This is a genomic window from Blautia hansenii DSM 20583, from assembly GCF_002222595.2.
Classification (GTDB): Bacteria; Bacillota; Clostridia; order Lachnospirales; family Lachnospiraceae; genus Blautia; species Blautia hansenii.
This window is the reverse complement of the sequence record NZ_CP022413.2, coordinates 716331-728753: the sequence shown is the minus strand read 5'-3', so window position 1 is coordinate 728753 and position 12423 is coordinate 716331. Positions and strand designations below refer to the sequence as shown.

Sequence of the window (12423 nt, the reverse complement as noted above, 5' to 3'; positions counted from 1 at the left end):
GCCAATGAAAACCAAACATAGCGGCCTAATCATGGGCCCGGCTGCTGCTCCACAAGCTCCCGCGGCGACAAAGTTCTGGAATATGGCCAGCACCGGCGACGACGAGGGAGAGATCACTCTCTACGGCGACGTTATGAGCCAGCAGCCCGTTGACTGGTGGACAGGCGAACCGGAGCCCGGCCTTTTTATCACACCGGAGGGCTTCATGGAGGATCTGGCAGCAGTTAAAGACAAGGGGCACATCACCGTCAAGCTCAATAGCTGCGGCGGCGATCTCTACACCGGGATCGCAATCCACAACGCACTGAAAGCTCTCAGCGGTGAGGTGAACGTCATTGTCGAGGGGATCGCGGCCAGCGCTGCGAGCGTTATCATGTGCGCGGGCGACACCGTGACCGTGTACCCCGGTTCCCTAATTATGATCCACGGCGTAAGCGTTATGCTCTGGGACTACATGAACATGCAGGACATGAAGCAGCTTATGAAAGGAATGGACGCCAGCGAGCGGGCCGTGGCCGAGATCTACAACAGCAAGACAGGGATCGAAGTCGATACTCTCCGCAGCATGATGACCAAGGAGACGTGGTTCACCGGCCGCGAAGCTCTGGAGAAGGGCTTCGCTGACGCAATCAAAGAGGACGAGGACGATCCAGAAATGAGCATGAGCGCCGACAGAAAGGTGCTTTTTGTTAATGGAGTACGCCACAACGTTGACGGTCTCCAGCATGTGCCGGGCACTATCCCGGTGAAAGCAATCGCGACTCCACCGGCTGCAAAGCCCGGAGCAAATAAAAAGAAGCCGACCACAAAGGCGGCAAAAAAAGAAGGAGGTAACAAACCTATGGACGAGAAGGAACTGAGGGCAACATACCCGGAGATCGTGGCCCAGATCGAGGCCAGCGCAAGAACCGAAGCGCAGAACGCTTCCGGTGAGGCCGTGGCAGCAGAACGCCAGAGAATCGAGCAGATCGACTCGATCGCCGCCTCTATCCCGGATCAGCAGCTCGTACACGACGCCAAGTACGGCGACAACCCTTGCACAGCTCAGGAGCTTTGCTTCCGTGTTATGCAGGCCAGCGCAGCGTCCGGCCAGAATTTCCTCGCAGCATATCAGGCAGAGGGAGCAAAATCCGGAGCCGCAGACGTAGGCGCAGCACCTAACGGCGGCACGCCTGCAAGCGCTCAGGAACAGGACGCAGCAGACATTCAGGCGGTAGTTTCCGCCTATAACCAGACCAAAGGAGGTATGAAGTAATGAGTAAAAGACTCGACGAGACGATCGGGGCCGTAGGCTTCGACAACCTGATCAATGGCCAGTACCCGCCCGCAGAGGTTTTCACTGTGAAGATCCGCAAGGAAGCCACAGAAGCCAAAATCTACAAGCGCGGCACTGTTCTGGCACTCTCCACCGGTACAGCAGGCGACGGCTTGCGTGTAATTCTCGGTACCACTGCGAAAAGCAACGAGACGCTGACGGCCAACTGCGTGCTGGCTGACGACGTGGAAGTCGGAACGGCTTCCGACGCGGTGGCGACTGCATACCGTACCGGCCATTTTAACGAGAACAGCCTGATCACTGACAACAGCCATGCGATCAGCGAAACGGACAAGGAAGCGCTCCGCTCTGCCGGAATCCTGCTCTCTGACGCCGTAGCATACTAAAAAACAAGGAGGACAGACAAATGGCTTTTAATTTTTATGATACCCACACACTGCTCGCCTCCGTGCAGCAGCTCCCGCCGCTTCACTCTTTCCTTTTGGATCGCTATTTCCCTACTAACGCCGCCTCTGACGTGTTCGCCACTGACGACGTGCTGGTGGAATACCGCAAGGGATCCAAGAAAGCGGCACCTTTTGTAGCACCTCGCAAGGGCGGGATCACGATCCTGCGCGAAGGCTACACCATGAAGCGCTTCACTCCGGCGCATATGGCACCGAAGCGCCCACTCTCCATTGACGACCTGAAAAAGAGAGGCTTCGGGGAGGCTCTTTATACTAACCTGACTCCGGCCCAGAGGCAGGGCGTGATCATGCTCGGAGATCTCGACGAACTCCGCGACATGAACACCCGCAGAAAAGAGGCCATGGCTGCCGAGGTAATCTTCACCAACGGCTGCATTATGCACGAGTACACGGACGACCTCGGCACTTACGAGGAAAAGGAAGTCCGTTACTATGACGGCACCAGCAACCCGGCAAAATATACCCCTTCCGCAGACTGGGCCGACACTGAGGCAGTCGGCAAGCAGATGATCGACGACGTGGCCGCCATGATCTCCATGTTGAGTAAAAGAGGGCTCCCTGCGACCGAGTGCCTCATGGCTCCAGACGTTGCGGATCTTTTCCTCCGCAATCCGTGGATCCTGAAACTGCTCGACAACCGCAACTACAATATCGGAGGCGTAGATCCTGAGACTCTGCCTGCCGGTGCTTCCAAGATCGCCCGCCTGAATATCAAGGGCCGAATGATCGACTTCCTCACTTATGAGGACACATACACCGAGCTGGACGGAACTGTAAAGCAGTATATCCCGCAGGGCATGATCGCGGTAGGCGCTCCGGCTGCTGGCCGTACTGTTTACGGCGCGATCACTCAGGTGGAGCAGACCGACGGCGAGTTCCATACTTACACCGGCGTGAACGTGCCGAAGTATATCAGCGACGCTGCTCACAACATCCGCGAGCTCACTCTCAGCTCTGCACCGCTGCCTATGCCTAACAACGAGTGCCCGTTCAGCGTGGCGAAAGTTATCAACTAAGCGTACCGAGTAGAAAGGAGCAAAACCATGAGAAAAATCAGGGTAACAGTGGGAACCGTCGGCTATTATGACGCCAAGCACGCCCACAAAAGAATGACAGCAGCGGACGGCCCGTTTGAGTGCGAGGACACTCAGGCGGAGCACTTCGTCTCTGCTGGTGTCGCTGAATACGTCGGCGGCGCAATCGAAGTAGACGAGGCGGACGAGCAGGAAGTGACCGGCCACCTTGCAAAGAGCCAGCTCGAAGAAATGACGATCCAGCAGCTCCAGAACCTCGCCGGGGATCTCGGCGTTGACGTTACCGGCTGCAAAAAGAAAGCCGATTATGTGGACGCGATCGCAGCCGCAGAAGTAAACGCTGGCGGCATGGTTGACGACGAGGACACAGACGGCGACGATCTCCCGGATCTGAACGCAGCAGATCCGGAATAATGGAGGTGAGCACATGATCCGAATGATCAAAGGCACCTACGGGCTCGTTAAAAACGGAACCGTGGAACCTATGACGAAACACTCTCCTGCCTTCTCTATCAACGCAGCCCGCGAGGCTGAGCTGGTGGAGGCTGGCGTGGCCGTGTATGAGGCGGAGCCGGAAAGCACTTTCTCAGAATACAACGGCCTGAACATGACAGAGCTCAGAGAAGCTGCATCAGCGTATGGCGTAGACGCGAGCGCAGTCCGCAGCAAAAAGGAAGTGATCGCCCTGATCGAGGCAGCCAAGGTCAAAGCCGACAGCTCCGCAAAAATCGAGGCGGAACCTTCCGAGGCGTAAGCTCGTGAGCTTCAAAGACCAAATAAAGCAGGATCTCTCAGACATTTTCCTGAATCTGGACGAGTTCGCAGACCTTCATCGAATCGAAGGGAAGGAAGTCCCGGTGGTAATTGACAGCGACATAATGGCCAAGCTGAGTAAAATCGGCGACAACCGTATTCATGGAATGGACGAGGCCGATATGGTAATCATGGGAAAAGCCTCCGACCTTCCAGAAAATCTGGATCCCGGCCGCCTTCTCAATCTGGACGGCCGCGAGATGATCGTTGTCACTACCACGTCGGAAATGGGACTCGTACAGATCGCGGTTCGCCAGAATCGCATGAGCTAAGGAGGTGACGGCAGCATGACACTGGTAAACAGTATCGACAAAATAGTGAGCTGGCTCACTGAAAACGTATGCAGCAAGATCACCCTCAAACTGCCGGACGACTACCGGAACGACACCGGCTACGACGTCGTTATGGTGAACCCCGCGGCGTTCCCTTTATACGTTCCGGGAAAGGATCGGCTGCCGCCAAACGTGGCCGCTCCGATCCCTTCCGTCTGCGTGCAGCTCATGGAAGGAAGCGACGAGCTTATTCAGAAAAAGAGGCAGCTCCAGATCCGGCTCTGCCTCGCCTGCTGGAATCCCGGCCAACACGGCGGGGAGATTTTCAACCCTCGCGAAAACGCGAAGGCAACCGGCGGCTACTCCTACTACGTCAATACCGGAGAAGCTGCCAAAACATACTCGCGAAACATGGACGGCTGGCGCGATTGCTACAATCTGGCCGACCTCGTACTCCGCGAGATCGAAACTGCGGAATATATCGCAGGCCATAGGCTCGTAAAAGAGCAAGGGATCAAGTTCGGCCCGTTCACAGAGGACGGCAATGTCTGGGACTACTACCCGTACTGGCATAGCTGGATCAGCTTCGCGCTGGAAATCGGAACGACTCCGGCGATCCCGAAAGAATACGAAGAATTTTTATAAGGAGGACTAAAACATGGCATATTTGCATGGCGCATATGGCGAAATCGGCGAAAGCAAAGTGGCTTCCGTCACTCAGGCCGACGTGGTGGCCGCGTATATCGGCACCGCACCGGTGAACCTGATCAGGGGTTACGCTGACAAAGATCTCGTTAATATGCCGGTAAAAGTAACCAATATGAGCGAAGTCCAGAGCCTCGTCGGCTACTCCGACGACTGGGAAACATTCACCCTCGGTTCTGCGTTCGCTGAGCACTTCGACAACACCGTCGGAAATGTAGGCCCGATCTATATCGTGAACGTGCTCGATCCTGCGGTGCATAAATCCGCACAGAAAACCACAAAGGCCCTGACCTTCACGGACGGCAAGGCAGAGTTTGAGAGCGACAAGATCATTCTCGACACCTTCGCGATCGCAGACAAGGCCGAGGGCGTGGACTATGCTCTCTCTTATAGCATGGCAAAGCACACAGTAACCGTGACACTGCTCAAAGAGACTGACGGGGCCGAACTCTCCGCAACCTTCGACACCGTGGACACTTCCAAGGTGCAGGCGGCCGACATTATCGGTGAGAGAACCGAAACTGGAGAATATACCGGACTGGCTTCCATGGCTCTACTCTATCAGTATCACAACGTCGTGCTCAATATTCTGGCAGCTCCGGGCTGGAGTCATATCCCGGCCGTATATAAGGCTATGGTAAGCACTGTCCAGAAACTCAACGGCCACTGGGACGGCTTCGTTCACGCCGACGTTCCTCTGGAGGACAAAGGAACCAAGATCGACACACTCGCAAAGGCTCAGAAATGGGCTATTGACAACGGCTACACCAGCGAGTTCTCGAAGGTATACTGGCCTAAAATTAAGGACGGCAGCGGCCGGATCTTCTGGCTGTCCACAGTAGGCGCCGCCACTATGCAGCGCGTAGACCTGAGCCACGACGGCGTTCCGTTTGAATCTCCGTCCAACAAGGAAATCATGGCCACGAGCCAGTATTTCGGTGAGGACTCCAAGAGCCGCGGCTTCGATCAGGAAACTGCGAACAAGCTCAACGAAAAAGGAATCACAACGGCCTGCTTCTGGGGTGGCCGCTGGGTATTGTGGGGCCCTCATACTGCTGCGTACAAGTACAACGGCAGCATGGACGCCCGCGCGATCTTCGACGTAAATATCCGTATGCTGGAGCATATCACGAACAGCTTCCAGAAGGATCACGGAACTGAGATCGACAGCCCCATGACTCCGCAGGACAAGGACAGCGTGCTGAATTTTGAAAAGGAAAAGCTCGACACCCTTCTGGGAATCGGTGCCCTGATCGGTACCCCGTCCGTGGAATTTGTGGAGAGCGCGAACCCTACCAGCAACATGCTGAACGGCGACTTTGTTTGGGACTTCTCCGTAACCAATACGCCTCCGTTCAAGTCTGGCACCGCTCGCGTATGCTACACAGACGAAGGCTTCCAGTCCTTTTTTGCTACTGAATAAGGAGGTGCAGAACAATGGCAAAATGGCTCGATATTAAAGGCCCGGTAGTGGCCGACACTGTATACGCGGACAGCACTCTGGTGGCGAAGGACGTCGCCTTCACTCTGCCCGGTATTGAATTTTTAACTGCTGACGTGCAGGCCATGGGTAACATGACCGTACCACTGATCGGACTTCTGGAGAACATGGAGCTCTCCATTACAAAGATCGGCGTAGACAACGGCCTGCGCCGCATGAACCGCCTCGAAAAGCAGAGCTTCGAGTTCCGCTGGGTTCAGAATGTCGTAAAATCCGACGGATCCACCGCAACCGAAGGCTGCAAGGCTTTTGTGCGTACTATGCCGGGATCATTCCCTGAGTTGGGCGTCGAAGTCGGCAGCGCAACCGAAGCCGAGAACGCTTATAACGTGACAAGGCTCCAGATCTACGCAAACGGCGTCGAGATCTGCTGCGTTGACCGTTTGGCTCAGATCCTCCGTATCAACGGCAAGGACTACATGAGCCAGATCAACAACCTGCTTTAATGCAGTAATCAAAAAATAACCACGGCCCGCCGGTCAAGTCACTGGCGGGCTCTTTTTGTTTGAAAGGAGAACAAAATGAACGGAACCCTCACTCTGAAAAATCCCGTGATGATCAACGGGGACAAAATCACAGAAATGAAGTACGACACGAACGAGATCGACGGCGTGCTTTTCGCAACTGCTGAGGCAAAGAGAAAAGCGGCCGCAGGCATGAAGAACCTGTCCGTGTCCGCAGCGGCAGAGTTTGACTTCGGCCTCCACCTCTACCTCGGCTATGCTGCGATCGTGGCCGTGAATCCGACTTATGACTTTTCCGATCTGGAGCGCATGAAGGGCGCGGACGTTGTGGAGGTAATGGCCATCGGCCGAAATTTTATGCTGAAATCGGAGTCGGAACCACAGGAAAACGACTCCGCAGAGCCTACCGCGACTACGCCAGAGTCTACCACACCAGCACGACAGAGCTCGAAAAAAAGCGAGTAACTGACTTCATCATAGAGTATGCAGAAGCGGCCGAGGATCTCGCAGCCGAAAAAAAACGCGCTGAGAAAAATCGGCCGCTAAACATAAGGAGGCCAAAGCACACAAGGAGGTGAGGACGTGGCAGACCATACTCTACAATCTACGATAGAGATCGCCGGATCCCTCAGCCCCTCCCTTCAATCGGCTATAAACGCGGCCGTCTCTCGTCTGGAGGAAATGAGCAAAGAAACGCTCGAAGCCGCCGGTGCTTCCGCACAGTTGGCGGCAAAGATCAGCACGCAGGAGACAGTACTCAAAAATCTGGAACAAGGCTACGCCGACTACATTGTGACCGGCCAAGAAGGAACCGAGGAAGCCGAACAGCTCGCGAGTACAATCCAAGAACTGTCCGGTGAACTGACGGAAAATCGCGGCACGTTGGACGCGGCAGAGAAAGCCGCCCGTGCCCTGTCCGAAACCATGGACGACGCAGGCGGAGAAGCTGAAACGCTGCGCTCTACAATCTCCAAACAGGAGGACACCCTCCAACAGTTAAAACAGCGATACGTTGACGTTGCAACCGAACAAGGGGAAACCAGCGACGAAGCGCGGGAACTCGCTCGACAGATCCAAGACCTATCCAGCGAACTGCACGAGAACAAAACCAAGCTCTCGGACGCAGAGTACGCAGCGGACAAACTGGACAATTCTCTGGAGGAAGTCGAAAGCTCGGCCAAAAAGGCAGACGACGGCTTCACCATGTTTAAGGCTACGTTGGCAAATCTCGCAGCCGACGCGATCATGCGAGCGGTGGACGGTATCAAAAATCTGGTCGGAAATGTCATAGAGTTGGGCCAAAACTTCACCAGCACCATGTCCGAGGTATCGGCAATCAGTGGCGCAACCGGTGAGGACTTCGAGAAACTGGAAGCCTGCGCCAGAGAATACGGCGCCACCACGGTTTTCTCTGCCAGCAATGCAGCAGAGGCCCTCAAATACATGAGCCTCGCCGGGTGGGACGCTGATCAGTCCACAAGTGCGCTGGGTGGCGTTCTGAATCTGGCCGCCGCTTCCGGCATGGAACTGGGAGCGGCTTCCGATATGGTAACGGACTACCTGAGCGCCTTCGCCATGGAGGCCGGAGACGCCGCATACTTCGCAGATCTGCTCTCCTACGCGCAAAGCCACAGTAACACCACGGCCGAAGCGCTGGGCGAAGCCTACAAGAACTGCGCAGCCAACTTAAACGCAGCCGGGCAGGACGTCGAAACCGTCACCTCACTGCTCGAAGGAATGGCAAACCAAGGTTATAAAGGATCCGAAGCCGGAACCGCCATGGCCGCGATTATGCGAGACATAACCAACGGAATGAAGGACGGCGCGATCAAGATCGGAGAAACCTCCGTGGCCGTAATGGACGCACAGGGCAACTTCCGAGATCTCACCGACATTCTCACAGAAGTGGAAGCCGCCACAAATGGAATGGGCGACGCAGAACGAGCCGTCGCGCTATCTTCCACTTTTACCGCAGACTCCACCAAGGGCCTGAACCTGATCCTCAACGAAGGCATGGACAATATCGCCGGGTACGAGGAAGAACTCCGCGGAGCTTCTGGATCCGCTGAGGAAATGGCCAATATTATGAACGACAACCTCAGCGGCGACGTGGCGGCAATGAACAGCGCCTTCGAGGAACTGGGGCTCAAAATTTACGACGCGCTGGAAAGTAAGCTACGAGCAGGTGTGCAGTTTATCACTAACGGCGTGATCCCGGCGATCGAATGGCTCGGCGGACATATCCCAGAAGTGACCATAGCGGTGAGCGGCCTCGGTGCCGTTATCGCGGCTATGAACTGGGGAACCATATCGAGCAAGATCGCAATGGTGAAGGGCGCACTGGTAAAACTCGCTGCAGCACTGGGAGGCGTATCGCTTCCGGCTATTGCTATTATCGCAGTGATCACGGCCGTGGCTCTCGCCTTTACGAATTTATGGAAAAACAACGAAGAATTTAGGAACAAGATCACAGCGATCTGGGACGGAATCAAGGCCAAGTTCGACGAGTTCGGGCAAGGAATTGTGGACAGGCTCAACGCGCTGGGGTTCGAGTTCGAGGACATAACCGAAGTAATGAAGGCAGTCTGGGACGGCTTCTGCGAGGTGCTCGCTCCGATTTTCGAGGGCGTATTCCAGCAGATCAGCAATATTCTGAACGAGGCCCTCGACATTCTGACCGGCCTGTTTGACATCTTCGCCGGAATTTTTACCGGTGACTGGGACATGGTATGGCAGGGCGTCCAAGAAGTTTTCGGCGCAGTCTGGGACTTCGTTGTGGCAACCTTCGAGAACTGGATCAGCACGTTCACCTCTCTGGCGGACACCGTTCTGGGCTGGTTCGGCACCGACTGGGAAACCGTCTGGACGAATGTTAAAACATTTTTCTCAGACACATGGAACGCGATCTCGTCGTTTTTCTCCGGAATCCTGACGGGAATCAAAACATTTTTCACGGACACATGGAACGCGATCGTCTCGTTTTTCTCCGGAATTTTATCCGGAATTTATTCGAGCGTTACCGGAACCATGACCGAGATCCACGACACCTTCACGAATATCTGGGACTCAATCACCGGATTTTTGTCCGGAGCATGGGAAACAATTAAAAACATTGTGACCGTCGGGATCATGGCCGTGAAGGAAATTATCAGCGCAGCCTTCCAGATCATCACGCTGCCGTTTCGGTTTATCTGGGAAAACTGCAAGGACACGGTGCTCTCTATCTGGGAGACTATCAAGAGCGTGATCGGCGAAAAAATCGACGCCGTAAAAGAAAAGATCACCACGGTGACGACTGCGATCTCCAACGTAGCAAGCGCAGCATGGAACGCGATCAGCTCCACGGCTTCCTCCCTCTGGGAAGGGATCAAAGGCACGATCGGTTCCAAAATCGACGCAGCCAAGGAGAAAGTAAGCACCGCGACGAGTGCGATCACCAGCGTGGCAAGTTCCGCATGGTCAAGCGTAAGCTCCACGGCTTCCTCTCTCTGGAATACAATCAGCTCCACAGTGAGCAGCAAGATCTCGGCGGCCAGTTCCGCCGTAAGCTCGGCAACGAGTACGATCACCAGCGTGGCAAGCTCTGCGTGGTCAAGTGTGAGCTCTACCGCTTCCTCTCAATGGGAAAGTATCCGGAGCACGATCAGCAGCAAACTGAGCAGCGCAAAGTCTACCGTTTCCAGCTTAATGAGTGGAATCACTTCCACCATGAGTTCAGGACTCAGCTCCGCACTCAGCACAGTGTCGGGTAAGTTCTCCAGTATTTACTCGACGATCAGCAGCAAAATGTCGGCAGCAAGGGACGCCGTAGGAAACGCGATCAGCGCCCTAAAATCAAAGTTTAACTTCTCGTGGAGCCTGCCACACCTGAAACTCCCTCATGTGAGTATCAGCGGCAGCTTCTCGATCAACCCGCCAAGCGTACCACACTTCGGTATTTCATGGTACAAGGACGGCGGTATTCTGACGCGCCCGACTATTTTCGGCGCAGCAGGTAACAATCTTCTGGCTGGTGGTGAAGCTGGCGCCGAGGCGGTGGTTCCTCTTGCAACCCTCTGGGATAAGTTGGAAACCATGATCACCTCAGTGTTCAACACTGCAAGCACAACCGGCGGATCTTCTGGCGAAGGACTCACAAGCACGGCCGGAAGGCTTCTGACTCTGGACGACTTCTCTCTCGGAAGTCTGGCAGACAGTGGCGGCATGGTAGTTTACTACGACTTCTCCGGCTTCACATGGAGCCCACAGATCCAGACAGAAGGAACCGGCGACGACGCGGACGACTTCATGGCGAAGCTCAAAGCCCACGAGGCCGAGTTCTTCGACTGGCTGGAAGAATTTATAAAAATGCGGGAGGTGGCTCAATATGCGTAGAGTAACAGGCTACAAAGACTACACGACACGCGAAGGGGACACCTTCGACGCGCTGGCCCTCGAAACGTACGGGGAGGAAATGCTGGCGCACTATATCGCAGAATTTAACCCCGACTATGCGGACGTGCTGATCTTCGACGCGAACGTGGCCCTCCGGCTGCCGATCGTCGAAGGTGCAGAGACGCCGGAAACTCTGCCGCCGTGGCGTCGGGACTCTGAGGACGAGGACGACAGCGCGTGAACCTCTACTACAACGGGGTGGATATATACGGGGACGTGTCGGTGAACTACTGCGTGCACGAAATGTTCGCAGAAAAGCAAGCCGACACCCTCGTGATCCGCTTCAATGACACCAAGGGAACATGGAGCAAGTGGCAACCGGCCGAAGGTGACACCGTGCAATTCAAAGAAGGCGCGAGTGATACTGGGAAAATGTTCGTGCACTCCATGAAACCAGAAAACGGGCTTTTTACGATCCGAGCCATGTCCATGCCAAAAAGCGGCAAGACAAAAAAGAGCAAAAGCTGGGAGGGCGTCCGGTTCCTGCAACTGGCGAATGAGTTCGCAGGAAATCACGGACTAACATTCCAGAACTACGGCTGCGCGGATCAGGTTTACCCGTATATTAAGCAGGACAACGAGACAGACTTCGCCCTATTCCACCGGCTCTGCACTCTGGAAGGCTGCCAAATGCTTATATTTGACGGCAAGCTGCTGGCGTATAACGAGCAGTACATAGAGGGGCAGACTCCAGCCGGTAGTCTCTCCGTAGATGAAAATGGCGTTTTCTCCTATGAGGACAACCGGGGCGGAATGTACGGATCCTGCGAAATTGCAAGCGGAAGCTACTCCGGAAAATTTATAGCCGACAGCTCCAACAGCTCAGTGCTCCGCCCTGCGGTGCCTATTCAGGTAACCAGCAATGCAGAGGCGGCACGCTTCGCCAAGGGGCTGCTGCGGAACGCGAACAAGTTTGCCCGATCCGGCTACTTTTCCAAGTCACTTATGACCGGATATGCAGCCGCCAGCATTTTGACACTATCAACACCAAGGGCAACCATGTGGGACGGTACCGTTTTTGTGTATAAAGTCCGGCATGATTTTGTCGGAAATAAATCCACGATCTACTTCCGACACATTCTGGAGGGCTACTAATGGGAAAAATCAATAAAGGCACGATCGCCAGCATATCAGGAAACACGGCCCGCGTTGTACCGTCTGACGCCGGGGCTAAGCCAACCGCAAAGATCACGATCCCGTGGCACCTCCGCGGATCCACCGGAAACCTCTCAAAAGGCACGGCGGTGGTTTATGTGGAGTTTGACGACTCCACCGGGCTGCTGCTGGGCCGGGCGGACGGTGAATGGGGGTGCTACCTGCCGAGACTCTCGGCCGGTAATATCAACGTACCGAAGGGCGACGTCACAGCTCGCGGCATAAGCCTGAGCGGACACACCCACGGAGGCGTCGAAACAGGCAGCGGATCCACTAAAAAACCAGACTAAGGAGGTACAGCC

At 55.2% G+C, this 12423-nt stretch carries 14 protein-coding genes; all 14 read left to right on the top strand.

All coding sequences use genetic code 11. The annotated features are described in order from the left end of the window. The first annotated feature begins 4 nt into the window (after positions 1 to 4). On the top strand, positions 5 to 1255 hold the full coding sequence (locus CGC63_RS03535) for a head maturation protease, ClpP-related (RefSeq protein WP_004220639.1): 1251 nt from the start codon (positions 5 to 7) through the stop codon (positions 1253 to 1255). Next, positions 1255 to 1662, top strand: a complete 408-nt coding sequence (locus CGC63_RS03530; RefSeq protein ID WP_004220647.1) for a head decoration protein — start codon at positions 1255 to 1257, stop codon at positions 1660 to 1662. The genes CGC63_RS03535 and CGC63_RS03530 overlap by 1 nt, the downstream gene beginning before the upstream one ends. Before the next feature lie 20 nt (positions 1663 to 1682). Further along, complete coding sequence (locus CGC63_RS03525) at positions 1683 to 2759, top strand: major capsid protein (protein ID WP_004220648.1); 1077 nt, start codon at positions 1683 to 1685, stop codon at positions 2757 to 2759. A gap of 27 nt (positions 2760 to 2786) precedes the next feature. Continuing rightward, positions 2787 to 3191 carry a hypothetical protein gene (locus tag CGC63_RS03520; RefSeq protein WP_004220650.1) on the top strand — a complete coding sequence of 135 codons (405 nt, stop codon included), beginning with the start codon at positions 2787 to 2789 and terminating at the stop codon, positions 3189 to 3191. Between the two features lie 13 nt (positions 3192 to 3204). Continuing rightward, positions 3205 to 3531, top strand: coding sequence for a hypothetical protein (locus CGC63_RS03515; protein ID WP_040351012.1), 327 nt, complete (start codon positions 3205 to 3207; stop codon positions 3529 to 3531). A gap of 4 nt (positions 3532 to 3535) precedes the next feature. After that, a complete protein-coding gene (locus CGC63_RS03510) occupies positions 3536 to 3862 on the top strand; it encodes a hypothetical protein (RefSeq protein WP_004220655.1) in 327 nt (108 codons plus the stop codon). Positions 3863 to 3877: 15 nt separating this feature from the next. After that, positions 3878 to 4507: a hypothetical protein gene (locus CGC63_RS03505; protein WP_004220658.1), complete on the top strand. Its 630-nt coding sequence runs from the start codon at positions 3878 to 3880 to the stop codon at positions 4505 to 4507. Positions 4508 to 4520: 13 nt separating this feature from the next. Further along, the gene (locus tag CGC63_RS03500) at positions 4521 to 5990 is read left to right on the top strand and encodes a phage tail sheath family protein (RefSeq protein WP_004220661.1); all 1470 of its coding nucleotides are present in this window, start codon (positions 4521 to 4523) and stop codon (positions 5988 to 5990) included. A gap of 14 nt (positions 5991 to 6004) precedes the next feature. Continuing rightward, positions 6005 to 6514, top strand: coding sequence for a phage major tail tube protein (locus tag CGC63_RS03495; RefSeq protein ID WP_004220665.1), 510 nt, complete (start codon positions 6005 to 6007; stop codon positions 6512 to 6514). A gap of 75 nt (positions 6515 to 6589) precedes the next feature. Further along, on the top strand, positions 6590 to 6997 hold the full coding sequence (locus tag CGC63_RS03490) for a hypothetical protein (RefSeq protein ID WP_004220667.1): 408 nt from the start codon (positions 6590 to 6592) through the stop codon (positions 6995 to 6997). 117 nt (positions 6998 to 7114) lie between these two features. Continuing rightward, complete coding sequence (locus tag CGC63_RS03485; protein ID WP_004220669.1) at positions 7115 to 10906, top strand: phage tail tape measure protein; 3792 nt, start codon at positions 7115 to 7117, stop codon at positions 10904 to 10906. Further along, on the top strand, positions 10899 to 11147 hold the full coding sequence (locus tag CGC63_RS03480; RefSeq protein ID WP_004220671.1) for a tail protein X: 249 nt from the start codon (positions 10899 to 10901) through the stop codon (positions 11145 to 11147). Before CGC63_RS03485 ends, CGC63_RS03480 begins: the two co-directional genes overlap by 8 nt. 62 nt (positions 11148 to 11209) lie before the next feature. Continuing rightward, positions 11210 to 12061, top strand: a complete 852-nt coding sequence (locus CGC63_RS03475; RefSeq protein ID WP_004220677.1) for a phage late control D family protein — start codon at positions 11210 to 11212, stop codon at positions 12059 to 12061. Continuing rightward, positions 12061 to 12411, top strand: coding sequence for a hypothetical protein (locus CGC63_RS03470; RefSeq protein WP_004220681.1), 351 nt, complete (start codon positions 12061 to 12063; stop codon positions 12409 to 12411). The genes CGC63_RS03475 and CGC63_RS03470 overlap by 1 nt, the downstream gene beginning before the upstream one ends. The last annotated feature ends 12 nt before the right edge of the window (positions 12412 to 12423 follow it).

Excerpts from the sequence above, each read along its gene's own strand:
- CGC63_RS03530 (WP_004220647.1), top strand. The coding sequence starts at position 1,255 with ATGAGTAAAAGACTCGACGAGACGATCGGGGCCGTAGGCTTCGACAAC.
- CGC63_RS03480 (WP_004220671.1), top strand. The coding sequence starts at position 10,899 with ATGCGTAGAGTAACAGGCTACAAAGACTACACGACACGCGAAGGGGAC.
- CGC63_RS03505 (WP_004220658.1), top strand. The coding sequence starts at position 3,878 with ATGACACTGGTAAACAGTATCGACAAAATAGTGAGCTGGCTCACTGAA.
- CGC63_RS03475 (WP_004220677.1), top strand. The coding sequence starts at position 11,210 with ATGTTCGCAGAAAAGCAAGCCGACACCCTCGTGATCCGCTTCAATGAC.
- CGC63_RS03470 (WP_004220681.1), top strand. The coding sequence starts at position 12,061 with ATGGGAAAAATCAATAAAGGCACGATCGCCAGCATATCAGGAAACACG.
- CGC63_RS03490 (WP_004220667.1), top strand. The coding sequence starts at position 6,590 with ATGAACGGAACCCTCACTCTGAAAAATCCCGTGATGATCAACGGGGAC.
- CGC63_RS03520 (WP_004220650.1), top strand. The coding sequence starts at position 2,787 with ATGAGAAAAATCAGGGTAACAGTGGGAACCGTCGGCTATTATGACGCC.
- CGC63_RS03535 (WP_004220639.1), top strand. The coding sequence starts at position 5 with ATGAAAACCAAACATAGCGGCCTAATCATGGGCCCGGCTGCTGCTCCA.
- CGC63_RS03525 (WP_004220648.1), top strand. The coding sequence starts at position 1,683 with ATGGCTTTTAATTTTTATGATACCCACACACTGCTCGCCTCCGTGCAG.
- CGC63_RS03495 (WP_004220665.1), top strand. The coding sequence starts at position 6,005 with ATGGCAAAATGGCTCGATATTAAAGGCCCGGTAGTGGCCGACACTGTA.
- CGC63_RS03500 (WP_004220661.1), top strand. The coding sequence starts at position 4,521 with ATGGCATATTTGCATGGCGCATATGGCGAAATCGGCGAAAGCAAAGTG.
- CGC63_RS03515 (WP_040351012.1), top strand. The coding sequence starts at position 3,205 with ATGATCCGAATGATCAAAGGCACCTACGGGCTCGTTAAAAACGGAACC.